A 22,221-nucleotide genomic window follows, 5' to 3' on the forward strand; every position below is an offset into this window, starting at 1 on the left:
GGACTCGCGCCGGTGATCAGCGCGACGGCAGGGCGCGTTCCAGCTCGCGCTGCCAGGGTTCGATCCGCCAGCCCTTGGCGGCGACCCAGTCGTCGTCGTAGTAAGTGGTCGCGTAGCGGTCACCGGAGTCGCAGAGCAGGGTGACGATCGAGCCGGTCTCGCCGAGGCGGCGCATCTCGTCGACGATCGCGGCGACGCCGACGATGTTCGTGCCGGTCGAGGCGCCGACGCGACGTCCGAGCCGGTCGGAGAGGAACCGTGCGCCGGCGATCGACGCCTCGTCGGGCACCTGGATCATCCGGTCGACCGTGTGCCGGATGAAGCTCGGCTCCACCCGCGGCCGTCCGATGCCCTCGATCGACGAGCTGCCCTCGCAGGTCAGGTCGCGGTCGTCCTCGACCCAGCCGTCGAAGAACGCGGAGTTCTCGACGTCGACGACGCACAGGCGCGTGTCGAGGCGGTGATAGCGCAGGTAGCGGCCCACGGTGGCGCTCGTGCCGCCGGTGCCGGCCCCGACGACGACCCACGACGGGTCGGGGTGTCGCTCCTCGGCGAGCTGGTCGAGGATCGAGTCGGCGATGTTGTTGTTGCCCCGCCAGTCGGTGGCGCGTTCGGCGTAGGTGAACTGGTCGAGGAAGTGGCCGCCGTGCTCGGTGGCGAGGCGGTGGGACTCGGCGCACATCTGGTCGGCGCGGTCGACGAAGTGGCAGCGTCCGCCCTGCGCCTCGATGAGCCGGACCTTCGCGGTGCTCGTCGAGCGGGGCATGACCGCGACGAACGGCAGGTCCAGCATCCGCGCGAAATGCGCCTCGCTCACCGCGGTCGAACCCGACGACGCCTCGACGACGAGGGTCTCCGGCCCGAGCCACCCGTTGACCAGCGCGTACATGAACAGCGACCGGGCGAGCCGGTGCTTGAGACTGCCGGTGGGGTGGGTCGACTCGTCCTTGAGGTAGAGGTCGATGCCCCAGTCGACGGGCAGTTCCACCCGCCAGAGGTGGGTGTCGGCCGAGCGGCGGGCGTCGGCGTCGAGCCGGCGGATGCGCTCGGTCACCCACGCACGGTTCTCGGCGTCGAAGCGGTTCACGTCGTTGAGGCCGGCCACGAGTCCCATCGCACTCTCCTTCGTCAGGGCTTCGATTGTCGCCGGGTCGTCGTGTCGGTGCGGCACGATTCGGCGGGATGTGAGGATGAGTCGGCGAGCACGGGAGGGGACGGCGATGACGGTGCGGCTGACCGCGATCGGAATTCACCCGGTGAAGAGCACGGCGATCCGGCGTGTGGCGCAGGCCGACGTCGGATTCGCGGGGCTGCGCGGCGACCGGGAGTGGATGGTCGTCGACGAGACCGGGGAGATGATCTCGGCCCGGGTCGAGCCACGCCTGTTCACGATCACGGCGAGCACCCCGGCCACGGGCGACACCGCCGCCGACCTGCTGCTCGAGGCACCCGGGCTCTCGCCGCTCGAGGTCTCGCACCCGCAGGCCGACGCCGTCGACGTGCGGCTGTTCCGCACGAAAGAACTCGTCGCGCGCCCGGCCGGGGCGGAGGCGGACGCGTGGATCCGGCAGGCCGTCGGCCGCGACGACCTGCGACTCGTCTGGTGTCACGACCCGCGCCGCCGCCGCCTCCGCCGTGGACGCGAGGGTGATCACGCCGCGTTCCAGGACGGATATCCGGTCACGCTGCTCTCTGAGGAGTCCGTCGCGCAGGTCGACGCGTGGATGGGCGAGGACGCCCGAGCCCGCGGTGAGACGCCTCCGGCTCCGATCTCCGCGCGGCGCTTTCGGCCGAACCTGCTGGTCGAGGGCGCGCCGGCGGCGTTCGCCGAGGACGACTGGGAGCGGGTCCGCATCGGCGACGTCGTGCTGCGGCGCGCCAAGCTCGTCGATCGATGCGTGATGACGACGATCGACCCCGACGACCTCTCCCGCGGCAAGGACCCCATCCGCACGCTCGCCGCCCACCGCCGCTGGGACGGGTCGACGTGGTGCGCCGTGCACTACATCCCCGAAGCGACGGGCCGAGTCGGTGTGGGCGACAGGGTGATCCCGTTCTGAGGGTGGCCCGCGGTTGAGCGCATCGGCCCGCGGGCAAGGGCACGGCAGGTATCGCATCGTCCGCCACCGAAGGAGACCCGATGGCATCCGACCGGGAGTTCGACCTCGTCCTCGTAGGAGCGACCGGCTTCGTGGGCCGGCTCACCGCCGCGCACCTGGCCCGCAACGCCGGAGAGGCCCGCATCGCGCTCGCCGGCCGCAACCGGGGCCGGCTCGAGAAGACCCGGGCCCATCTGCCCGCCGGCGCCCGCGGCTGGACGCTCATCGAGACCGATGTCACCGACGCCGAGCAGGCCGCCGCGCTCGCCGCTCGCACCACCGCGGTGTGCTCGACCGTGGGCCCGTACGAGGAGTACGGCAAGCGCCTCGTCGCCGCCTGCGCCAAGTACGGCACGCACTACTGCGACCTCTCCGGTGAGGTGTCGTTCGTCAAGTGGTCGATCGAGGCGAACGAGTCGTCCGCGGCTCGCAGCGGTGCCCGCATCGTCCACTCGTGCGGATTCGATTCCATCCCTTCCGATCTCGGCGTGTTCGAGACGGCTCGCGCCGCGCGCGACGGCGGCGACGGCACGCTCACCGACACCGTCACCCACGTGCGATCCATGCGGGGAGGCCTGAGCGGCGGCACGTTCGCGTCGATGTTCGGGCAGTTCGAGCGTGCCGACGAGGACCCCGGCCAGGCGCGTCTGTTCGGTGACCCCTACGCGCTGCTGTCCGCCCGGGAGGCCGCTCGGGCCGGCGACTCCGAGCCGCGCCGAGCGGGCACGTCTGAAGGGAACGGGGAGACCTTCGGCGTCACGCGCGATCGGGCCACCGACCGGTGGGAGGCGCCGTTCTTCATGTCGACCTACAACCGGCAGGTCGTGTGGTGGAGCAACGCGCGCAGCGGCTGGTCCTACGGCCCCGGATTCCGGTACGCGGAGGTGATGGACACCGGCCGCGGCGTCGCGGGCGCGGCACGGGCGGCCGCGGTCTCGCTGGTCACCGGAGCCGCGTTCCGGGGCATGCGGATTCCCGCCGTGCGAGACGTGTTCCGCCGGCTCATGCCCGCGGCCGGGGAGGGGCCGAGCCAGAAATCCATGGACGAGGGGCGGTTCGCCGTCGACGTCGACGCCGTGACGACCTCCGGCGCGCGGTACCGCACCCGCATCGCCGACCAGCGCGACCCGGGCTACACCGGCACCGCGGTGATGCTCGGCGAGAGCGCCCTCGCCCTCGCGCTCGACGACCTCGGCTCGGTCACGACATCGGGCGGGGTCTACAGCCCGGCCGTCGGCCTCGGTGAGTTGCTCGTGAGGCGGCTGCGCGACCACGGGTTCCGCATCGAGTCGGGGCGCCTCCACGGGGCTGTGGTCGGGGTCGGTCTGGAAGGGCTCGGCAGGATTCGCGCAACAAAGACCGGTGATTGGTGGCCCCGCGGCCCCGGTGTTCGGCGTCGGTGCTGGTCAGAGGGTTGCAGCGTGACCAGGTCCCGTCGCTGACCGGTCTTTGTTGCGCGAGATCTCGGCGCTCAGTGGTGGGTGCGGCGGCGTTCCAGATCGAGGAGGGTCTGTTTGCGTTCGAGGCCGCCGCCGTAACCGGTCATCGCCCCGTTCGCGCCGACGACGCGGTGGCACGGCACGACGATGCTGAGAGGGTTGCGCCCGTTGGCCAGGCCGACCGCGCGGGAGGCCCGGGGATTGCCGATCCGTTCGGCGAGCCGGCCATAGCTCCACGTCTCGCCGTACGGGATCGTCGCCAACATCTCCCAGACGCGGCGCTGGAACTCGGTGCCGACGGGGGCGAGCGGCAGGTCGAACTCCGTTCTCTCGCCTGCGAAGTACTCGCCGAGCTGGGTGCGGGCCGCGGCGAACGGTGTGGCGTCGTCGTCACGTTCGCCGAACGTCGTCTGGTCCGGGCGGTGCCGGTGTTCGGTCATGTAGACGCCGACGAGGTGGGTGCCGTCGGAGACGAGGGTGAGTTCGCCGATGGGGCTGTCGACGGTGGTGTGGACGCGGGTGGGGGCGGGGGCCTTCATGGTTCCTCCGGCATGCGGGTGATCGGGTGGTCGAGGCATCCCCACAGGTGGAGGACGGCGTAGGAGCGCCAGGGCCGCCACGCTCCGGCGCGGGTGGTGAGGGCGGCGGGCGTGGTCGGTAGGTCGAGTGTGGCAGCGGCGCGGCGGACTCCGAGATCACCGGCGACGAAGACGTCGGGATCCCCGAGGGCACGCATCGCGATGGTGTCCACCGACCACGGGCCCAGCCCGGGCAGCGCGGTGAGGTGCGCGCGGGCACGGTCGCGGTCGGCGCCCGGGCCGAGATCGAGATCTCCGGTGGCGAGGGCCTCGGCCAGTCGGAGGAGGGTGTCACGTCGCCGGGCGGGCATGGCCAGGCAGGCGGTGGGGTCGTCGTCACCGAGGCCGGCGACGGCCTCGGCCGACGGGAACAGGTGAGTCAGGCCCCCGTTCAGATCGTCCACGGCCACACCGAGACTCGTGACGAGACGGCCGGCGAGCGTGCGGGCCGCGGCGGTCGAGACCTGTTGCCCGAGGACGACGCGCAGCGCGAGTTCGGCCGGATCGGGGGTTCGTGGAACGCGACGGCCGGGAGCACGGGCGACGAGCCGCGCGAGCACGGGGTCGGCCGACAGGGCGGTGTCGATCGCGACGGGGTCGGCGTCGAGGTCGAGCAGCCGGCGGCACCGGGCCACGGCCGCGCCCGCGTCGCGTAGGTCGGTGAGTCGAAGATCTGCGGCCACATGATCCACCCGGGGGCGCAGCGTGACGATGCCCGGCCCGCCGGGCAGGTCGAGCGTGCGCCGGTAAGCACCGCCTCGCCACTCCTCGACGCCGGGCACCGCGGTCTCGACGAGGTGGCCGAAGAGGTCGTCCGGGTGGAACGGGCGGCGGAAGGGCAGCCGCACGGAGAGGCTCCCCGCCGCGATCCCTGTGCCCGGGTGTCGCGAGCGCAACCGCAGATCGCGGGGGGTCGCCGCGTAGACCTGCCGCATCGTGTCGTTGAAGCTGCGGACGCTGGCGAACCCGGCGGCGAACGCGACGTCGGCGAGCGGCATCGCCGTCGACTCGATGAGCGTCCGCGCCGTCTGCGCGCGGCCCGCCCGGACGATCGCGAGGGGCCCGGCACCGAGTTCCGCGCGCAGGGTCCGCTCGATCTGCCGGACGCTGTACCCGAGCCGGGCGGCCAGGCCCGGCACGCCCTCGCGGTCGACGACCCCGTCGGCGATGAGCCGCATGGCGCGCGCGACGACGTCGGCGCGCACGTCCCACTCCGGCGAACCCGGGCTCGCGTCGGGCCGGCAGCGCTTGCACGCGCGAAACCCGGCCCGTTGCGCGGCTGCCGCGGTGGGGTAGAAGTCGACGTTCGAGGCCCGCGGCGTCATCGCCGGGCAGCTCGGGCGGCAGTAGATCCCCGTCGTGCGCACGGCGGTGACGAACCAGCCGTCGAACCGCGTGTCGCGTCCGGCGACCGCGCGCAGACAACCGTCGCGGTCGAGGTGGGTGATCGTCATGCGTTCGAGTATCACCGCTGACCCGAGACCCGTCTGGCAGGAATGCGACATCGCCGTCGTGCGACTTCCACGTTGAAACGGCGGGGGTTCTTCGGACCCTCCGTGGCGGGCCAGGGTCAGGTGATTCCGATGACCAGGGTGTCGGCCCGGCATGCCGTCAGGTCGGGTGAGGCGAGTCGGTCGGTACGCAGCATGGGTGAGCATTGAGTCTCGGGTGACCCGAGAGTCGAGGATGGGGTCGTGGATGACTTGATGGAGATCGGCAAGTTCGCGACCGCCTCTGGACTGTCGGTCGATGCCCTCCGGTATTACGACGAGGTCGATGTCCTCAAGCCGGCCTCGGTGGACCCACGGACCTCGTATCGCCGTTATCGCCCGGACCAACTCCGCCACGCTCGTCTGATATGCCACCTGCGAGGTGTCGACCTGCCGGTCGACGAGGTTCGCGCGGTGTTGCAGGCAGACGACTCGGAACACACCCAGGCCGTACTGCATCGACACCGGCGTCGGCTGGCCGAGCGCGCCGACGCGCTGGAGCGCATGTTGACCACGTCAGCGGCGTATGTCGACCGGGGCGTGCCGGTGCCCCCACCGGTCGGCGCCCGGGTCGTGCAGGTGATCTTGGCAACCCGCGACCTCGACGAGTCGATCCGCTTCTACACCGAAGTGTTCGGGCTCGAGTTCAGCCCCGAGATCTCCTCTTTCGTGCTCGGAGCATGGCAGACCGATTCATTCTTCCTGCTCACGGTCGAGAACCCGTTCGACAGCGTGACGCCGTCAGCGTTCGGGCTTTTGGTCGACGCCGTGGACATGCGCCACACGCGCGCGCTCGAGCACGGCGCCACGCAGGTCGCGCCCCCGACAGACTTCGAATGGAAGCCGCGATCTTCGGTGGTGGACGATCCGAGCGGTAACCGTATCCAGCTCTCGCAGGGGTGATGCGGTGCCGCGCGAATTAACAAGCGATGAGGCGCTGACTGAGCTGACCGACGTTCCGTTAAGGGGATCGGCAACCAGCTCAGAGATTGCGACGGAGCGTCGCAAGGGAACCTGCCATTCATCGGCGAAAGTCACACCGTCGAGCCCCCACAGCGGCGGAGGTCAGGGTCGCGCCGTGTCTCCGCGATCTGAGACGGCGCCGTGGTCGAGGTGGGCGACGATGTCGTCGACCGCCGCACGGGCCCACTGCCCGACGCCGATGAGGGTGGCCGACGCGGCTCCCGTCCAGTCGCCGTAACCGACGAGGTAGAGCCCCGGTTCGCTCACGACGCGGGGGCCGTCGGTGGCGACGTGCGCTCCTTCGCGTGGCAGGTCGAGCCCGTCGAGGTGGCGCAGCGCCGGCCGGAATCCCGTGCACCAGAGGATGTCGTCGAACTCGAGGGTCGTGCCGTCGGCCCACACCGCTCCGGCCCGGGTGAAGCGCTCGGGCATCTCGTGCCGCACGAGCAGCCCGGCGTCACGGGCATCGCGCACCGGCGGCACGACGACGATGTCGCCGAGCCCCGCGACACCACCCGCGCCCTCGTCCCCCCGCACTCGTGCGGAGGCGATGCGGAACAGCTCTCGGCCGTCGACCTCGTCGGGCAGGAACGCGAGCTCGTCGAGTGTGCACCAGCAGACCTCGGCCACGGGCGCGAGATCGGCGGCGATCTGCGCACCGGAGTTCGCGCCGCCGACGACCATGACGCGATGCCCCTCGTACGAGGACGGGGAGGTGTAGTGCGAACTGTGGCACTGTCGCCCGAGAAAGCTCGCGCGGCCGGGGTAGGCCGGGACGAAGGGACGCGACCACGTGCCGGTGGCGCTGACGACCGCGCCGGCGCGGTGCGTGACGTGCTCACCGGTGCGCTGGTTCATGCCCTCGACGAGGAACCCGCCCGCCACCCGGCTCACCGAGTGCACGGCGACGGGCCGTTCGACGGGGATCTCGTAGCGGCGTTCGTATTCGGCGAGGTAGTCGACGACGTGGTCGGCGTCGGGATTGCCGCCGGTGCTCGGCGGCATGCGCCAGCCCGGCAGCGAGGAGTACTCGGCGGGGGAGAACAGACGCATCGAGGACCAGGCGTGGTGCCACGCGCCGCCGGGCACCCGGTGTTCGTCGAGCACCACGTAGGTGAGCCCGGCCCGGCGCAGGTAGAACGCGGTCGCGAGCCCAGCCTGACCACCACCGACGACGACGACGTCCATCGCCCCATCCTGTCACTCACACCGGTCGCGGGGAATGCGATCGCGCGTCGTTCCCACGGTCCCGGCGCCCGATCCACGCCGTGCATCATCCGGACGGCCTCGACCGGGATCGTCGACCCGATACGGTCAGGACATGGCCGACGCAGAGCGCAACGTCCACGGCGGAGAACTGCAGGAGTGCGGCACCGACCCGGTCACCGGGTTCTATCGCGACGGGTGCTGCCACACGGGACCGCAGGATCTGGGCAGTCACACGGTGTGCGCGGTGATGACCGAGGAGTTCCTCGCCCATCAGCGGTCGGTGGGCAACGATCTCGTGACTCCGCGCCCGGAATGGCAGTTCCCGGGCCTCGCCCCCGGCGACCGGTGGTGCGTCGTCGCGGCGCGCTGGCTGCAGGCCCACCACGACGGCGCGGCCGCCCCGGTCGTGCTCGCCGCCACCCACGAGCGCACGCTCGAGATCGTGCCGATGGAGATCCTGCGCGGCTACGCCGTCGACGTGCCCGACGATCTGGGCGGCCTCGTCTGAGGAGTCACGACGCGCGCCAGGCGATGGAGCGCGTCATGGCGACCAGGCCGGTGACGCCGGCGGGCGCGAGCAGGTGCTGTGACTGCATGAGCACGGTGATCGCGCGGTCGACGCCGTCGGCGATCGTGCGTTCCGAGCGTTCCAGGACGCCGGCGGAGACCATCGCGTCCTGCAGCGCGGCGACGTCGCCGGGTCGTTCCCGCGGCGTACCGACCCGGTCGAGCAGGGCGCGCCCACGCCGGTCGAGGCGGGCCGAAGCGTCCACCCACAGGGTCGTCGGTTTGCGTTGTCGCAGGTCGTCACCGCTGGGCTTGCCGGTCTCGGCCGGATCACCCCACACACCGAGGATGTCGTCGCGCGCGGCGAACACCCCGCCGAGCTCGTGGCCGAAGCGTTCGAGCACGTCGAGGACGGCCGGCCCAGCGTCGCCGGCGATCGCACCGAGCTGCAACGGGCGGGTCACCGTGTAGGCACCCGACTTGATCCTCGCGATGCGCTGCGCTCGCGCGAGCCCGCCGGCGTCGGTCGCTGCACCCGACAGATCCTCCCGTTGCCCGGCGATGAGCTCGATCTGCAGCTCGAACCACCGGCGTCGGATGCGCGGACCGAGCTCCGCGACGAGCGCGTCGGCCGCCGTGTGCGCGAGGTCTCCCAGCAGGATTGCCATCGACTCCCCGTACCGCTCCGGTGACCCCTGCGCGCCCGCGCGGCGGTGGGAGAGCGTCGCCGCGTGATGCGCGGAAGGCCTGCCGCGACGCGTGTCGGACTCGTCCATGACGTCGTCGTGGATCAGCGCGAACGCGTGGAGCAGTTCGAGTGCGGCACCGACGCGGACGGCGGCGTCACGACCGGCCGGGCTGTCGTCGCCGGAGCACTCGTATCCCCAGTGACACATGAGCGGTCGTAGGCGTTTGCCGCCCGAGCGCAGGACGCCGTCGAGCCGGGTCGGTAGATCGTCGTCGCCGAGGATGTCGTCGACCGCGCCCGCGAGGGCCGCGCGCCATTGGGAACGCACATCGGCGAGGAGCTCCGCGATCACCGCGTCGACGTGGCCGAGCATCGTGTCGGCCGCGTGCGGGGAGGACGAGGCGAGAGCACTGCGGAGGTCGTGTCCTCCGGCGGTGCTCGTCATGCCAGAAGCCTAGGCGTTTCAGCCGTGTGCGCACGTCGAGCGGTTTCGGGGCGATCCACGGGTCGGCCCTACGGCGTTCATAACCTCCTGACAGGTTCGGGCCCGAACGTGAAGTGGTCAGCACGACACACCACAGAGAAGGGCCACGTCATGGTCAGCAGGAACACGCTCGTCACGGCCGCTGCGGCGCTCGTGAGTACCGGATCCCTCGCGTTCGCGGGAGCCACCCTCGCCTCGGCCGACACCTCGACGGGAGAGTCGAGCACCGCGACCGCCACGGCCGCCCAGCAGGACGGCCGTGAGTGCGGACCCGGCGGTCACGCCCACACCCAGGTCACCGGCGCAGAGGCGACCAAGGTCACCCAGGCCGTGACGAAGAAGGACTCGGCCGTCACCGTCGAGAGGGTGATGAAGGACGCCGACGGCTCCTACGACGTCATGGGCACGAAATCGGGCGAGCGGGTCATGGTCGAGGTGAGCAAGGATCTCGCCACGATCGAGGTCCGTGAGGGTGTCGGCCCGGGAGGACATGGAGGGCGCGAGGGGCGTGGCGGGCACGGCCCGATGAACCTCACGGAGGTCACGGGGGCCGAGAAGACGAAGGTCGTCGCCGCGCTCCAGGCGAAGGACTCGACCTTCACCCCCGAGGACGTGCGCAAGGACGACCAGGGCACCTACCTCGTCATGGGCGCCAAGGGCGGCGAGCGGGCGATGGCGCGGGTCAGCGCCGACCTGAAGACGATCGAGGTGCACACCGGCCGGCCGGATGGCCCGCGAGGCGACTCGGGCGCCGCACCGAACGCTCCGGCCACGGTTCCCTCGACCGGCACGAGTCCGACCGACGTGCCGAGCACGAACTCGACGACGAGCACGACGTCGAACTCGGCCGCCGATACGACCCGGGCCGCCTGAACGCCCGGCCGGGTGCGATCCACCCCCCCCCCCCCCCCCCCCCGCCTTCCACGCGTACGCCCGTCCTGGGCTTGTGTCCCAGTCGGGTGACTAGATGACGCATCACTGTCATACTGGGTCAATGACCGAATCGCCATGGCTGGACGAGCCCAGCCAACACGTCTGGCGCCGTTGGCTTCACGTCACGAGCCGTCTGCCGGGGGCGATCAGCGCGCAGCTGCAGGCCGACTCCAACCTGTCGTCGGCCGATTTCTCCGTCCTCGTCCAGCTCAGCGAGGCCCCCGGCGAGCGTTACCGCATCGCCGAGCTCGCCGACACGTTGCAGTGGGAGCGCAGCAGGCTCTCTCACCAGCTCACCCGCATGCAGAAGCGTGGGCTCGTGCGTCGCGAGGAGTGCGAGCACGACGGCCGCGGAGCCTTCGCGGTGCTCACCGACGAGGGTCGTGAGCGCATCACGCAGGCGGCCCCCGGGCACGCCCGGCTCATTCACTGCCTCTTCTTCGAGGACCTCCCGGCCGAGGAGCTCGAGGCACTCGACCGCATCCTCACCAGGCTCGCCACGCGTATCGACGAGGCCGCGCCCTCCGGGGCCTGAGCGTCGGCCGGTCTCGTCAGGGGCTCGGTGGTGCGAGCCGATCCGGGTCTTGCGGCGGGTCCTGGCGGCGCACCGTGTCCTGCGGCGGTGTCGGCAGCCCGCCGAGGTCGAGGGAGGAGTCGGCGAACTTGTCCTCGAGAAACCGGCCCTGGGCGTTGAGACGCGCGACGTCACCGGCGTACACGGCGGTCGCGATCTCGCCGAGCTCCCGCTCGAGCAGCGCCAACTGACTCAGCAGTTCCTCGTGGGCGGTGCGCTGGTTGTCGCCACGGTGACCGAGGGCGAAGCTGCGCGGCAGGTTGGCGTAGGTCTCCAGCGATGTCGGCAGGTAGTCGTTGATCGTGCGGCCGACGACGAACAGGTGGTCGGGGGAGGTGGCGAGTTCCTCCGCGCGAGCGAGGATCTCGCGCAGGCTCGCCTCGACGCGGTCGTACGCGGCGAGCACGTCGTCGGGCAGCCGCCGCTCGTGCCTGCGGACTCGCTCGCCGAGACGGTCGAGGTCGGCGCGCAGATTCTCGGCCCTGGCGAGCGCCGCGGTGTACCCGGAGTCGACGAGCTGCACCTTGTCGCGCGGGGTGACCAGCGCCGCGATGCCGTACACCCCACCGACGACGACGGGCCACAACGGCCCCGCCACGCCCGTCGGCACGGTGGCCCCGAGGGCGGCGAGGCCCGCGACGGAGCCGACGATGTTCCGGTTGGACCCGAGGTAGGCGCCGGCACGCTGCCACCACGGCCTACTGGTAGCCACGGATCTCCTTGAACACCGAATCGAGCGACGACGTGCGGGCGTCGAACACCTTGCCGCCGGTGGTCTGCGCGATGGTCTGCATCTCGGAGTCGTCGGAGTCGCCGAACAGCACCGTGAACGTCGGCACGGCCCGCACCTGCTCGGGCAACGCGCGGTAGTCGTCGACGAACGACTCCAGCGAGCGTCCCTCGGTCTTCTCCCCGTCGGTCATGAGCACGATGCTCGTGAACGCCTCGGGGCGGGCGGCGACCTCCTGCTGGGCCTGGGCGTAGGCGGTCGCCAGGCTGTCGTAGATGGCGGTGCCGCCGTTCGCGGCGAGCTCGTCGACCGAGGTGTTGATCTGGTCGAGGACGGGGCGCGGGTCGCCCTTGGGGACCTCGTACTGTTGCGCGGGCTGCGGCGTGCCGCTGAACGGGATGATCGTCACCCGTTCGCGGTTGCGGAACCGTGTGAACCCCTCGGCCTTGGTGACGTCCTTGCCCGAGAGCGTGGCGAACGCCTGTTTGAGCTGTTGGAGGCGGTCTCCCGACATCGAACCGGAGGTGTCGATGACGTAGATCGTCTGGCTCGGGCGGGCCGCCTCGTCGAGGTAGGCCGTGATGAGCCCGTCGGCCGCGGCGCGCTGGGCGGGGAAGGGGAGCTCGACGAGCATCGTCTGCCCGAACTCGCCCGAGAGCGGCACCCCGGGCACGACGGGGCGGCGGTGAGTGCGCTCCATGATGAGCTTCTGTGCCTCAGGGGTGCGGAGCCAGTCGGCGAGTTTGGTGTAGGAGTCCCGTTTCTCGGGGGAGGCGCTCGCGAGTAGCGAGAGCGGGTAGTCGGCCGAGACGACGCCGTCGGAGGGGTACACGAGCGTGATGCCACCGGGCACCTCGTTGCGCGCCTTGAGGTCGAGCAGTACCGACTCGTAGTTGATGATCCCGTCCACGCCGGCGGAGGCGCCGTTCTTCACCTGTTCGACCCACCGGTCGGCGAGCCAGCCGGAGGAACCCGAGGTGAGTTTCTGCCCGGAGAAGAAGCTCGTGAGCTGTGGCGTCACCGTCTTGACCTGCGCGGGGTCGATGGCGTTGCCGCTGCCGGCCAGAGCCGTGGCGACGCCGACGAGCGCGGAGAACCCACTGTTGCTCGACGCGGGGTTGGTCATGCCGTAGGTGAACCGGCCGGCCTTCGCCGCCGCGCCGATCTGCGCCCAGGTGGGTGCCTTGGTGTCCCATCCCAGCTTCTTCGCGCTCTCGGTGCGCAGGCCGAGGACGACGGGTGAGGCCATGACCTTGGTCGACGTGGTCAGGGCCTGGTTGCCCTTGGGGAGTAGCCCCAGGTAACGGTTGGAGGAGAACCACGTCGCGTCGTAGGACCCCCCGGCCGAGCCGTTCGCGACCTGTTCCGCGCCCTCGAGGGTGCCGGTGTAACCGAACGTCACCGCGATGCCCGTGGCCTTGCGGGCCTCCTCGAGCACCGGCTCCATGTCCCGCACCTCCGAGCCGGCGAGGACCCGCAGGGTGGTCGGGGCGTTGGGATCGGGCCCGCCTTCGCTCGTGCCGTCGTTGCCGCCCGTACATCCGGCGAGCAGGAGGACGAGGGCGATCGACGCGGCGAGGATTCCGTGGAGGCGTCGACGGGCGATCCCACTCGGGACGTTCGCGACGGTCGTGGTGGTCATGCGAGTCCCCCTCAGCCGTAGAGCTTCTCGATGCCGACGATGAGTTGTTCGAGCACCTCGAACGTCGGCGGTTCGACGACGTCGACGAGATCCGGCGGCGGAGTGATGCCGGCCTCGGTGACGGCCTGCGTGAACACCTGGCGCTGGTTCGGGCGGAAGCCGTGTTGTGCGGCGAGGCGCACGAGCGTGGGATCGGTCCCGAGCAGCTCACCGAGCCGGCTGCCGCCGTCCTTGAACGCGACGAGGGTGTGCTTGCTGAGGACGTCGGGTGTCGGGTACATGAGCACCATGTCGCCGGTGATCGATCCGTCCTTGCTCATCTGCCGGCCGAGGAACTGCGACTCGTAGATCATCACCATCGGCGTCTTGCCCATGCCGGCGGCGAGGTAGTCCTCGAACGGCCCTTCACTCGACCCGCCGACGTAGCCCTGGTCGAGGAACAGCGGCGCGAGTTTGGGGACGACCGTCTGCACCTGCTTGGTGTCGGAGACGACGTTGCCGCCGTTGGCGACGTAGCTGGTCAGTGAGAGGTACATCGCCGCGGAGTTCGAGCGGCGCACGTCGGTGGTGGTGACGAGCACGTTCTTGCGCGCCTTGTACGCCGTGTTGCCCGGGAGTTGATCCCAGCGGGTCTTCTTGGCGGCGAGCGCGTAGTACTTGTCCATGTCGAACATCCAGTGCTCGCCGCTCTTCGTGGCGATGCCCTGCTTGGCGAGGACGTCGACGATGGGCCGGTAGGTCGCGATGGCGAGCGGGGAGAAGAACGGGGCGTACACCCCGGCCGCTTTGCCCGTGCGTCGGATGCGGTCGGCGGCGGGCGCCGACGAGGGAAAGGCGAAGTCGTACCGCGCGAGGTCGGGCAGGTTCGCGATGTCGCGGGAGCCGACGGGCGTGACCTGCACCTGGAGGCCGTGGGCGGCCAGGGCGTCCTTGACTCGCTGGTCGCGGAAGAACGGCTCCTTCTCCGAGCCCACCACACCGGTGAGCGTCGTCAGCTGTTCCCCCTGGGTGGCACCGTCGTCGCCCCCTCGGCCCAGCCTGCCGCCCCAGACGATCGCACCCACGACCGCGACTGCGAGCAGGAGCACCAGCGCGATCCCGACGCCCTTTTTCATCCACGCCCCCCTTGGTCGAGTGGGGTCAGGATATGTCCGCCATTCGGCCACCGGGGGCGATCTCAGGTGAACGTTCGGCGACGATGCAGCAGGTCAGGGGCCGGATCGAGGCGGCTCTGGTCGCCCCACCCCTCGAAAGGACCGGCGTCGGCGATGGCCTCCGATGCGCCCGCCCGAGGCGTGCCCGTCCACGGCGACCGTCCCGTACAGTCCATCGCGTGGTGAGATTCCAGAATCCGGTCCTCGGCGTCGACGACCTCGACCGGGCCATCGCGTTCTGGAGTGCGTTCCTCGACTACCGCCCGATCGACGCCGGCCGAACGGCGCGCTGGTGCACCCTCGTCCCTGCCGACGGTGACGGCCTACGCGTCGGCCTCATGCACAGCACGACCCCTGCCCGGGATCGACCGCGCGTCCATCTCGACTTCGCGGTCGACTCCGCGGAAGCGCAGGAGGACGCCGCGCGCCGTGCCTGCGAGCTCGGCGGCGAACGCGTCGACTGGCCCGATTACCCCGACGACGCCGACTTCGTCGTCCTCGCCGACACCGAGGGCAACCGATTCTGCGTCGTCCGGCCACGCTGACCGCGTTCCCCCGGCCGCTCGTTGATCCGGACCACGTCCCGCCCCTTCATCGTGCGCTCGCCGACGTCGTTGGGTCGCGAGCCCGGGGCAGGTCTTGACCGGCGGTGACAGGTCGGCGAGACGGGCCCGCGTCGATCGTGCAGCTCAGTGCGTCCGCAGCAGCATTCCCTTGACGTAGGCGGCCTGGCCGATGTGGGCGGTGATGTCGTTGAGCACGGAGACCAGGCGGGCGGCCGCCGTGACCGGCGGGTCGAAGTTCTCGTCGACGACGCGGGTGTAGTCCTCGGCCTTCAACCGCCCGAGGACCTCGAGGGTGAGTTCGTGGACCCCCTCGTGGTACTTGGTGAGCTGAGCCGGGGACTTGACGGTGAAGGCGCCGACCTGCTCGCTGGTCTGCCCGTAACCGATGTCGTCGGGGTCGTAGGGCAGGTCGAACTGGTCGCGCCACCGGCTCCACACCTGATCACAGGGGTCGCCGAGGGCCCCTGCGAGCCCGGCCATGTGGTCGTCCTGCACCCGCGTGAGGTGCCAGAGCAGCCAGCCGACGGAGTTCGCGTCGGCGTCCGGCCGCCAGCACAGCTCCGCGACCGACAACCGCTCGACGACCTGCGGAAACTCCTCGTGGACGCGCTCGAACCCGTCGACGAGCAGATCGTGGGCGAGCGTGGCGGGCTGGGTGTCGTCGGTAGCCATGGCGCCAGTCTCGACGCTCGCGACGATCCTCACCACCCGGACGGCGCGGACACGCTCGTGCCGACCTCGAAGACGTTCCGCGCAGGGCCGCGGGAGGTCGAGTTCGCATGCCGTCCCCTGGCCGAACTGAACACCAGCGAGCCCCGCCGAGGACGCGGCCTGCATTTGTGAACCTCACAAGGCTCAACGCCTCCTGCGCACCGTCAGTGATGCCGCCGCCTTAGCGTGGAGGAGACACGACGTCCCGGTCGCACCCGGCCCACGAGGCCGCACGATGGTGCACCGCGTGCCTCGTCCTCCGAGCAGGAATGAGCAAGTCATGCCGTTGGAGCTGTATGTGGGCCCGCTGCCGCAGCCTGGGCAGTCGGTCTATGACGCCTACGCGAGCCATGACGACCCTCGCCCCGCGGACGATTCGGCCACGTCCGTGATGCGGGCCTTCGTTGAAGAGGTCCGCGAACGTGTGGGCCTCGACGATCGCCTGTGGCTCGACTCCCACGATGCGCTGGAGAACGCCGTCGCCCAAGGCAACGCGTACCTCTCCATTCGCGCGGATGAGAATCTTGCGGAGCGGATCCACACGGTAGTGCGGGAGGTCTCGGCCGACCTTCAGCTGATGGTGTACGACCCGCTCGGGATGGTGGCGTGGCTGCCCAGGCACGACTCACCGGTCGATGGGCAGCCACCGTCTGAGGGGCCGTACGGCCCGTTCGACCAGATCGAGGTCTTCGTCTCGTCCGAACCCGCCGACGCGCGGCCCGCGTACGAGATCTATGACGAGTGGTGCCGGCGGAAGTGGTTGGACGGCGGGCCGGACGCCGAGCCCGACGAGCGCATCCTCGCCCTGGTCGACGCGATCCGCGACCGCCTCGGAGTCCCCGACGAGTCCTACACCGCCGAACAGACGTCGCTGCTCTCCTACGTCCACGGCACCGCGCTTTATCTACGGCTGCACGACACCGGGGGGCTACGGCGCTGGGAGACGATCTTCACCGTCGTCCGCCGACAGGCCCAGGCCCTGGGGTTGCTCTATTACGATCCGATCCGGCACATCGCCGTCCTGCCGGGCCGGCCCGAGGCCGTACCGTGTGAGCGACCCGAGCCGGACCCCGCGACGTTCGAGCCCATGCCCGAGCCTCTGACCGCCGAGGAATGGCACCGCACGGGCAGCGCGTCGCTGATGGAGGACCTCGGCGATGTCGACCCCGCGCCGGGATGGCCGCACCACCTCGACGATTCCCCCGTGCTGGCGGTGCTGGACCAGATGAGCGCCGGTGGCCACGCCCCGCACATCGATCTGCGGCTGTGTGTGCGGGTCACCGACGGCGCCACCGGCGCACCCGTCCAGGCCAGGATCGACGCCTGGCGGTGCCGCCCGGACGGCACGTTCGACGAACGCACCGACGCGCCGTGGGAGATGGAGAATCGCGGTTGGACTCGGGTCGACCAGGACGGGGTCTGGAGGCTGATCACCTGGCTGAATCGCCCCGGAGCAGACCCCGACCTCGACGACGCACGCACCTGGATCCACATCGGAGTACGAGCGCCCGATCACCACAGCGAATACCGACGCGTGCTGCTGCTCGACCCGCGGGCACCCATCCACGTCGACCTGGAGGCGCCCGATGTCCTGCCCACCCTGTCCGAAGACTCGACGCAGACCATCGACATCGGCCTGCGACGAGTTGAACGCACGGAACAGGGCCGGTGAGGGCCAGCCAGGACTCGGGTGCCACCGCGCCTGCCTGACGGCATGGTCTCCGACGTGCTGACCACCGGTCATGCCGCACCTTGCTCGGCAACCGTCGGTCTCTGGCATCCGCGAGGCAGACTGAGCCGCTGACCGAATCCCTGACGCCGCGGCACCCACCCGCCTCGTGTCGCAGACGTCGACCATGAAGGAGCCCCTATGACGACGCTCGCGGCGGCGGCACCGATCCTCCTCGCCTGCGTCGCACTGGCCCTCGGCGTCTCCTCCCTGCGATCGTCGCTGCTCGGCCTCGCCGCCGCGTTCGCCCTCACACCGCTCGCGTTCCCCATGCCTGCCGCCGACCTGCTCGCGGTCGTCGGCGGATGGTTGCCGACGCTGCTCGAGGTGCTCCTCATCCTTGCCGGCGGCATCCTGCTCTCGCGTCTGCTCGAGGCGTCCGGCGGGCAGCGCGTGCTCGCCGGTCACCTCGCCGAACTCGCCGCGGGCCGTGTGGCCGCGATCCTCCTCGTCGTGCACGGCGCGGTGCCGTTCGCGGAGTCGGTCACGGGGTTCGGGGTCGGGGTCATGGTCGGGGTGCCGCTCCTGCTCGCCCTCGGGGTCTCGCCGATGCGCGCCGCGATCATCGCGCTGCTCGGCCTCGTCGTCGTGCCGTGGGGATCGCTCGGGCCGGGCACGCTCGTCGCGGCTCGCATGGGCGGTCTCGACCTCACGCAGTTCGGCGTCGAGACCGCCATCGTCAACGGGGTCGTGTTCGTCGTGTCGGGGGTGGCCGCGGTCGTCGTCGCCTTCGGGCGCGCGCGACCGGTCGAGGTCATCGGCGGGAGCCTCTCGGGGCTCGCGCTCTGGGGTGCGGTGTGGGCGGCGAACGTGCTGGTGGGAACGCCGCTGGCCGGAGTCATCGGCAGCGTGGCCGTCATCGCTGCTCACGTCGGCCTCGGGCTCGCGACCGGACGCCGGTTACCGCGCACCGACGACCTCGCCGGTGATGTGGGTCTGGTCCGCGCACTCACGCCGTACGCCACGCTCGTCGCCGGTCTGCTCGTGATGAGCCTCGCCCTCGGCGCCACGGACGGGCTCGCCTCCTGGCTGCGCTCGCCGGGGTTGTGGCTGCCGCTCACGTGCCTGGTCGCGGTTCTCGTGTTGCCGTTCGAGCCGGGGCAGGTGCGTGGAGTCGTCGGGGAGGCTGCGCGCACGTGGCTCGGGGTGGGTGTTCCGACGGGAGCGTTCCTGCTGCTCGGCGTCGTCATGGCGGCGACCGGGATGGCGGGGGCGCTCGCCGCGGCCGTCGCGACGCTCGGCCCGGCCTACCTCGTCGTCGGGCCGTGGATCGGTGCGCTCGGCGGGTTCGTCACCGGCTCCAACACCGGCGCGAACTCGATGTTCGCCGTGGCCCAGGCCGAGGCGGCGCGCGGGCTCGGCGTCTCGGTCCTCACATTCCTCGCGCTCACCAACAGCGCGGCCGCCGCGTGGACGATGGCCGCGCCCTCGCGCATCGAGATGGCCGTCCGCCTCGCGGGCGAGCAGCTCGACCGACGCCGCATCATGCTCGTCGTCCTCGCCGTCGACGTCGTCATCGCGATCGGCCTGTCGCTCGTCGCCCTCGCCCGGCTCTGACCGGTCGTCTCGGAAGCGACGTCAGTCGGGGCGTTGTGCGCGGGCGTAGGCGGCCGGCGACGTCCCGATGTTCGCGGTGAAGTCGCGCACGAGGTGGGCCTGGTCGGAGTAGCCGAGGTCCGCGGCCACGGCCGACCACTCGACGTGCTCCCCGTCACGCACGAACTCGGCCGCCTCGAGCAACCGGAACCGGCGGATCACCCACGTCGGCGACACCCCGGCGTACCGCGCGAACAAGCGCTGCAGCGTGCGCGGGGTGCTTCCGGCCAGCGCCGCGAGATCGGCGACGCGACGGATCGTGCGATCGGTCTCCGCGACCCGCGCGATGCGTGCGACCTCCCGGGCCGTGGCGATGCGCTCCTCCGGCCGATCGTGCAGGGCACCGAGCAGCCCGCTGGCGAGGACGTCGACGGCGGCGGAGAGGCTCGTGCGTGCGGCGTCCGCGATGTCGCGCGCGAGGGTGTCGCCCAACGGGATGATTCCCGCCGCGGGCAAGGTGGTGTCGGTGAGGGCGGAGACGTCGTCGATCCAGGCGCCGAACCCGCCCGTCGTCGACTTCGCCGCGAGGTTGAAGCCGCGGCCCGACAGCGCGCGGGTCGTCATCCGCGTCGCCACTCCGTCGACCATCACCGTGAGCGGCCATGGCCCCGGCGGCGGATCGTCGCCCGGGGGAGGGGAGGTGCCGACGCTGACGTTGACCCCCGGCTGGGTGAGCACACGTTGCCGGTGCACCACGCCGCTCGGCAGATCCCATTCGACGCACCAGAACCAGTCGACCAGCCCCGCGAGCTCGACCTGCGCCTCGAACCGGCTCAACGTGGCGAACTCCGGCATGCGGCGCGGCGCCATGATCCCGCGAGTGTCGTGGTCGACAGGGCGCGTCGGGTGATCGCGAAGACCGTCGCCGTTCACCGTGTCTTGCGAGCCTGGGGTGACTCCGGTGCTCTCGGCGGGCACCGTCGCGGGTCGGGCGGTCACACATCGACCCTAGACCGAGCACGTGTCGCGAATCTTCAATCCCGTCGACGCCGAGCGTTCGTATCGTCACGGCCATGACGACCGATCGACAGCTTCACGCTGTGCTCCTCGACCTCGCCGACCTCCTCGACGACATCGACACCTCGCAGGACGACGACCCCACGCCCTGCTCGGAGTGGGACGTCGCTGCGCTCCGGCAGCACGCCATCAGCTGGCTCTCCGCGTTCACCGACGGCTACACGAGCAGCGACGGACTCTGCTCGGATCCCGAATCCGTGACCGTCGAAGGCCGGGGCGGCGACCAGGTGCGTGAACTCGCCCGTCGACTGGAGCAGGTGCTGCCGGAGGCCACGTCACGACCGCTGTACATCGGCGAGGCGGGGATGCCGGGCGACATGGCGCTGTCGATGATCCTGTGGGAGTACCAGATGCACGGCTGGGACCTCGCCCGCGCGACGGGCCGGCCGTGGTCCCCGGCGGAGGACGGAATCGAGGCCTCCTTGGCGTTCGCCCCGAACATGCTCACCGAGGACTTCCAGGGCGAGGGCAAGTCGTTCGGCCCGCGCGTCGAGATCGGCGACGACGCTCCGGCGATCGACCGTCTCGTCGCGCTCTCCGGTCGCGACCCGGCCTGGTCGGCCTGAAACGAACGCTCGGACAGGCGGTTCCACCTCGTGCAATCGAGTGGAACCGCCTGCCCGAGCGCGGAGACCGGCGACCGAGGGCGCGTCAGACCTGGCGAATGAGCTTCTTGTTGGCGAACTCGTCCATGCCGAACTGGGCGAGTTCACGGCCGTAACCGGAGCGCTTGACGCCACCGAACGGAAGCTCGGGCAGCGTCGTGCCGTGCTCGTTGACGTACGCCATGCCGACGTCGAGGCGATCGGCGACGGAGCGACCGAGATCCGCGTCCTGGGTCCACACCGACCCGGAGAGGCCGAAGGCGCTCGCGTTGGCGAAGGCGATGGCGTCCTCCGCGGAGGAGACCTTGTAGACCATCGCCACCGGGCCGAACAACTCTTCGGTGTACGCACGCATCTCCGGCGTGACGTCGGTGAGCACCGTGGGCTGCATGAACGCGCCCGGCCCGTCGACCCGATCGCCGCCGGTGCGCACGGTCACGCCCTTCTTCTTCGCGTCCTCGACCTGCTCGAGCAGCGTCTCCAACGCCCCCGCCGACGACATCGGACCCATGCGCGTGCCGTCGGCCAGCGGGTCCCCCGGCTTCGTGTTCTCGAACGCCGCCGTGAGCCCGGCGACGAAGTCGTCGTAGAGGTCTTCGACGACGAGCATGCGCTTGGGCGAGTTGCACGCCTGCCCGGCGTTCGCCAGACGTGCGAACGCCGCCGTCTTGACCATCTTCTCCATGTCGGCGACGTCGAGGACGATCATCGCGTCGGAGCCGCCGAGTTCGAGCACGCACTTCTTGAGGTTGCGGCCCGCGGCCTCGGCCACCGCCGCCCCGGCGCGCTCGCTGCCGGTGAGCGAGACGCCCTGCACCCTCGGATCGGCGATGACGTCGGCGGCCTGCTCGTTGGAGAGGTACACGTTGACGTAGGCGCCCTCGACCAGACCCGCCTGAGTGAAGATCTCCTCCATGACCTGCGCCGACTTCGCGCAGATCGCAGCGTGCTTGAGCAGGATCGTGTTGCCGAGCATGAGGTTGGGAGCCGCGAAGCGCGCCACCTGGTAGTACGGAAAGTTCCACGGCATGATCCCGAGCAACACCCCCACCGCATCGCGCACGACGAGTGAGGTGCCCTGACCGGGGACGTTGAGGACCTCTTCGGTGAGCGCGGCCACGCCGTGCTCGGCGTAGTAGCGATAGATGCTCGACACGAGGCCGACCTCGCCGAGCCCCTGCTTGACGGGCTTGCCCATCTCGCGGGCGATGATCTCCGCCAGCTCCTGGGCACGCTCGTCGTAGATGTCGGCGACCCGCGCGAGCACCGCCGCGCGCTCCTTCGGGTCGGTGGTGCGCCACGTGTCGAAGGCGTCCGCGGCCCGGTCGATCGCGGCCTTCACGCCGGCGTCGTCGAGACTCTCGAACTCCTCGACGATCTCGCCGGTGGCCGGGTTCTCGGTGCGGTATTCGCTCACGGTGAACTCCTTCTCCCTCGTGCTTCCAAGACGATTCGTCGCCACCGTAGGCACAGCCCGAGGAGTCCCGCGACAGGGACGAGGCCCGGG

General features: G+C 70.8%; 21 protein-coding genes. 10 read left to right on the plus strand and 11 right to left on the minus strand.

The annotated features are described in order from the left end of the window. Positions 1–16: 16 nt before the first annotated feature. Positions 17–1,114: a PLP-dependent cysteine synthase family protein gene (locus BN1197_RS04870; RefSeq protein ID WP_040156846.1), complete on the minus strand. Its 1,098-nt coding sequence runs from the start codon at positions 1,112–1,114 to the stop codon at positions 17–19. A 106-nt stretch (positions 1,115–1,220) separates the two neighbouring features. On the opposite strand from BN1197_RS04870, the gene BN1197_RS17050 reads away from it, so the two are divergent. After that, positions 1,221–2,060, plus strand: coding sequence for an MOSC domain-containing protein (locus BN1197_RS17050; protein ID WP_040156848.1), 840 nt, complete (start codon positions 1,221–1,223; stop codon positions 2,058–2,060). Positions 2,061–2,140: 80 nt separating this feature from the next. Next, positions 2,141–3,541 carry a saccharopine dehydrogenase family protein gene (locus BN1197_RS04885; RefSeq protein WP_082043644.1) on the plus strand — a complete coding sequence of 467 codons (1,401 nt, stop codon included), beginning with the start codon at positions 2,141–2,143 and terminating at the stop codon, positions 3,539–3,541. A 29-nt stretch (positions 3,542–3,570) separates the two neighbouring features. On the opposite strand, the gene BN1197_RS04890 is transcribed toward BN1197_RS04885, so the two are convergent. Both BN1197_RS04890 and BN1197_RS04895 read right to left on the minus strand, forming a co-directional pair. Further along, positions 3,571–4,077 carry a methylated-DNA--[protein]-cysteine S-methyltransferase gene (locus tag BN1197_RS04890; RefSeq protein WP_040156852.1) on the minus strand — a complete coding sequence of 169 codons (507 nt, stop codon included), beginning with the start codon at positions 4,075–4,077 and terminating at the stop codon, positions 3,571–3,573. Further along, positions 4,074–5,570, minus strand: coding sequence for a DNA-3-methyladenine glycosylase 2 (locus BN1197_RS04895; protein WP_040156853.1), 1,497 nt, complete (start codon positions 5,568–5,570; stop codon positions 4,074–4,076). Before BN1197_RS04895 ends, BN1197_RS04890 begins: the two co-directional genes overlap by 4 nt. A 240-nt stretch (positions 5,571–5,810) precedes the next feature. Here BN1197_RS04895 and BN1197_RS04900 point away from each other — a divergent pair, with 240 nt between their 5' ends. Continuing rightward, entirely contained in the window at positions 5,811–6,509 is a 699-nt protein-coding gene (locus tag BN1197_RS04900; RefSeq protein WP_141397218.1) for a MerR family transcriptional regulator, read from the plus strand. Positions 6,510–6,671: 162 nt separating this feature from the next. Here BN1197_RS04900 and BN1197_RS04905 read toward each other — a convergent pair whose 3' ends face one another. Further along, positions 6,672–7,757: an ArsO family NAD(P)H-dependent flavin-containing monooxygenase gene (locus tag BN1197_RS04905; protein ID WP_040156855.1), complete on the minus strand. Its 1,086-nt coding sequence runs from the start codon at positions 7,755–7,757 to the stop codon at positions 6,672–6,674. Positions 7,758–7,890: 133 nt separating this feature from the next. Here BN1197_RS04905 and BN1197_RS04910 point away from each other — a divergent pair, with 133 nt between their 5' ends. Then, positions 7,891–8,286, plus strand: coding sequence for a DUF2237 family protein (locus BN1197_RS04910; RefSeq protein WP_040156857.1), 396 nt, complete (start codon positions 7,891–7,893; stop codon positions 8,284–8,286). A gap of 4 nt (positions 8,287–8,290) precedes the next feature. Here BN1197_RS04910 and BN1197_RS04915 read toward each other — a convergent pair whose 3' ends face one another. Then, positions 8,291–9,418 (minus strand): polyprenyl synthetase family protein, encoded by a 1,128-nt coding sequence (locus BN1197_RS04915; protein WP_052466030.1) that lies wholly within the window; start codon positions 9,416–9,418, stop codon positions 8,291–8,293. Positions 9,419–9,568: 150 nt separating this feature from the next. Here BN1197_RS04915 and BN1197_RS04920 point away from each other — a divergent pair, with 150 nt between their 5' ends. Then, positions 9,569–10,330, plus strand: a complete 762-nt coding sequence (locus BN1197_RS04920) for a hypothetical protein (protein ID WP_040156860.1) — start codon at positions 9,569–9,571, stop codon at positions 10,328–10,330. A gap of 121 nt (positions 10,331–10,451) precedes the next feature. Beyond that, positions 10,452–10,925, plus strand: a complete 474-nt coding sequence (locus tag BN1197_RS04925; RefSeq protein ID WP_040156863.1) for a MarR family winged helix-turn-helix transcriptional regulator — start codon at positions 10,452–10,454, stop codon at positions 10,923–10,925. 16 nt (positions 10,926–10,941) lie between these two features. Here the strand turns inward: BN1197_RS04925 and BN1197_RS04930 are convergent, their stop codons facing one another. Genes BN1197_RS04930 through BN1197_RS04940 form a run of 3 tightly spaced genes read right to left on the minus strand, consistent with a single transcriptional unit; the run spans position 10,942 to position 14,451 of the window. After that, entirely contained in the window at positions 10,942–11,676 is a 735-nt protein-coding gene (locus BN1197_RS04930; RefSeq protein ID WP_052466031.1) for a hypothetical protein, read from the minus strand. Further along, a complete protein-coding gene (locus BN1197_RS04935) occupies positions 11,663–13,336 on the minus strand; it encodes a vWA domain-containing protein (RefSeq protein WP_052466032.1) in 1,674 nt (557 codons plus the stop codon). The genes BN1197_RS04930 and BN1197_RS04935 overlap by 14 nt, the downstream gene beginning before the upstream one ends. A gap of 11 nt (positions 13,337–13,347) precedes the next feature. After that, positions 13,348–14,451, minus strand: coding sequence for a hypothetical protein (locus tag BN1197_RS04940; RefSeq protein WP_040156864.1), 1,104 nt, complete (start codon positions 14,449–14,451; stop codon positions 13,348–13,350). Positions 14,452–14,669: 218 nt separating this feature from the next. On the opposite strand from BN1197_RS04940, the gene BN1197_RS04945 reads away from it, so the two are divergent. Further along, on the plus strand, positions 14,670–15,035 hold the full coding sequence (locus tag BN1197_RS04945) for a VOC family protein (protein WP_040156865.1): 366 nt from the start codon (positions 14,670–14,672) through the stop codon (positions 15,033–15,035). A gap of 144 nt (positions 15,036–15,179) precedes the next feature. Here BN1197_RS04945 and BN1197_RS04950 read toward each other — a convergent pair whose 3' ends face one another. Further along, positions 15,180–15,728 (minus strand): mycothiol transferase, encoded by a 549-nt coding sequence (locus tag BN1197_RS04950; protein WP_040157203.1) that lies wholly within the window; start codon positions 15,726–15,728, stop codon positions 15,180–15,182. A gap of 319 nt (positions 15,729–16,047) precedes the next feature. Here BN1197_RS04950 and BN1197_RS04955 point away from each other — a divergent pair, with 319 nt between their 5' ends. Continuing rightward, complete coding sequence (locus tag BN1197_RS04955) at positions 16,048–17,439, plus strand: peptidase associated/transthyretin-like domain-containing protein (protein WP_141397219.1); 1,392 nt, start codon at positions 16,048–16,050, stop codon at positions 17,437–17,439. A 198-nt stretch (positions 17,440–17,637) separates the two neighbouring features. Further along, positions 17,638–19,053 carry an L-lactate permease gene (locus BN1197_RS04960; protein ID WP_052466033.1) on the plus strand — a complete coding sequence of 472 codons (1,416 nt, stop codon included), beginning with the start codon at positions 17,638–17,640 and terminating at the stop codon, positions 19,051–19,053. Positions 19,054–19,074: 21 nt separating this feature from the next. Here the strand turns inward: BN1197_RS04960 and BN1197_RS04965 are convergent, their stop codons facing one another. Continuing rightward, a complete protein-coding gene (locus BN1197_RS04965; RefSeq protein ID WP_141397220.1) occupies positions 19,075–19,902 on the minus strand; it encodes a helix-turn-helix domain-containing protein in 828 nt (275 codons plus the stop codon). A gap of 203 nt (positions 19,903–20,105) precedes the next feature. Here BN1197_RS04965 and BN1197_RS04970 point away from each other — a divergent pair, with 203 nt between their 5' ends. After that, the gene (locus BN1197_RS04970) at positions 20,106–20,675 is read left to right on the plus strand and encodes a TIGR03086 family metal-binding protein (RefSeq protein ID WP_040156868.1); all 570 of its coding nucleotides are present in this window, start codon (positions 20,106–20,108) and stop codon (positions 20,673–20,675) included. Positions 20,676–20,760: 85 nt separating this feature from the next. Here BN1197_RS04970 and BN1197_RS04975 read toward each other — a convergent pair whose 3' ends face one another. Then, positions 20,761–22,131, minus strand: coding sequence for an NAD-dependent succinate-semialdehyde dehydrogenase (locus tag BN1197_RS04975; protein ID WP_040156869.1), 1,371 nt, complete (start codon positions 22,129–22,131; stop codon positions 20,761–20,763). Positions 22,132–22,221: the final 90 nt, after the last annotated feature.

The organism is Mobilicoccus massiliensis (assembly GCF_000826525.2).
In the GTDB taxonomy this organism is placed as follows: Bacteria; Actinomycetota; Actinomycetes; order Actinomycetales; family Dermatophilaceae; genus Mobilicoccus; species Mobilicoccus massiliensis.

Excerpts from the sequence above, each read along its gene's own strand:
- BN1197_RS04870 (WP_040156846.1), bottom strand. The coding sequence starts at position 1,114 with ATGGGACTCGTGGCCGGCCTCAACGACGTGAACCGCTTCGACGCCGAG.
- BN1197_RS04950 (WP_040157203.1), bottom strand. The coding sequence starts at position 15,728 with ATGGCTACCGACGACACCCAGCCCGCCACGCTCGCCCACGATCTGCTC.
- BN1197_RS17050 (WP_040156848.1), top strand. The coding sequence starts at position 1,221 with ATGACGGTGCGGCTGACCGCGATCGGAATTCACCCGGTGAAGAGCACG.
- BN1197_RS04895 (WP_040156853.1), bottom strand. The coding sequence starts at position 5,570 with ATGACGATCACCCACCTCGACCGCGACGGTTGTCTGCGCGCGGTCGCC.
- BN1197_RS04905 (WP_040156855.1), bottom strand. The coding sequence starts at position 7,757 with ATGGACGTCGTCGTCGTCGGTGGTGGTCAGGCTGGGCTCGCGACCGCG.
- BN1197_RS04915 (WP_052466030.1), bottom strand. The coding sequence starts at position 9,418 with ATGACGAGCACCGCCGGAGGACACGACCTCCGCAGTGCTCTCGCCTCG.
- BN1197_RS04940 (WP_040156864.1), bottom strand. The coding sequence starts at position 14,451 with ATGAAAAAGGGCGTCGGGATCGCGCTGGTGCTCCTGCTCGCAGTCGCG.
- BN1197_RS04965 (WP_141397220.1), bottom strand. The coding sequence starts at position 19,902 with ATGGCGCCGCGCCGCATGCCGGAGTTCGCCACGTTGAGCCGGTTCGAG.
- BN1197_RS04935 (WP_052466032.1), bottom strand. The coding sequence starts at position 13,336 with ATGACCACCACGACCGTCGCGAACGTCCCGAGTGGGATCGCCCGTCGA.
- BN1197_RS04890 (WP_040156852.1), bottom strand. The coding sequence starts at position 4,077 with ATGAAGGCCCCCGCCCCCACCCGCGTCCACACCACCGTCGACAGCCCC.
- BN1197_RS04910 (WP_040156857.1), top strand. The coding sequence starts at position 7,891 with ATGGCCGACGCAGAGCGCAACGTCCACGGCGGAGAACTGCAGGAGTGC.
- BN1197_RS04885 (WP_082043644.1), top strand. The coding sequence starts at position 2,141 with ATGGCATCCGACCGGGAGTTCGACCTCGTCCTCGTAGGAGCGACCGGC.
- BN1197_RS04970 (WP_040156868.1), top strand. The coding sequence starts at position 20,106 with ATGACGACCGATCGACAGCTTCACGCTGTGCTCCTCGACCTCGCCGAC.
- BN1197_RS04920 (WP_040156860.1), top strand. The coding sequence starts at position 9,569 with ATGGTCAGCAGGAACACGCTCGTCACGGCCGCTGCGGCGCTCGTGAGT.
- BN1197_RS04960 (WP_052466033.1), top strand. The coding sequence starts at position 17,638 with ATGACGACGCTCGCGGCGGCGGCACCGATCCTCCTCGCCTGCGTCGCA.
- BN1197_RS04955 (WP_141397219.1), top strand. The coding sequence starts at position 16,048 with ATGCCGTTGGAGCTGTATGTGGGCCCGCTGCCGCAGCCTGGGCAGTCG.
- BN1197_RS04925 (WP_040156863.1), top strand. The coding sequence starts at position 10,452 with ATGACCGAATCGCCATGGCTGGACGAGCCCAGCCAACACGTCTGGCGC.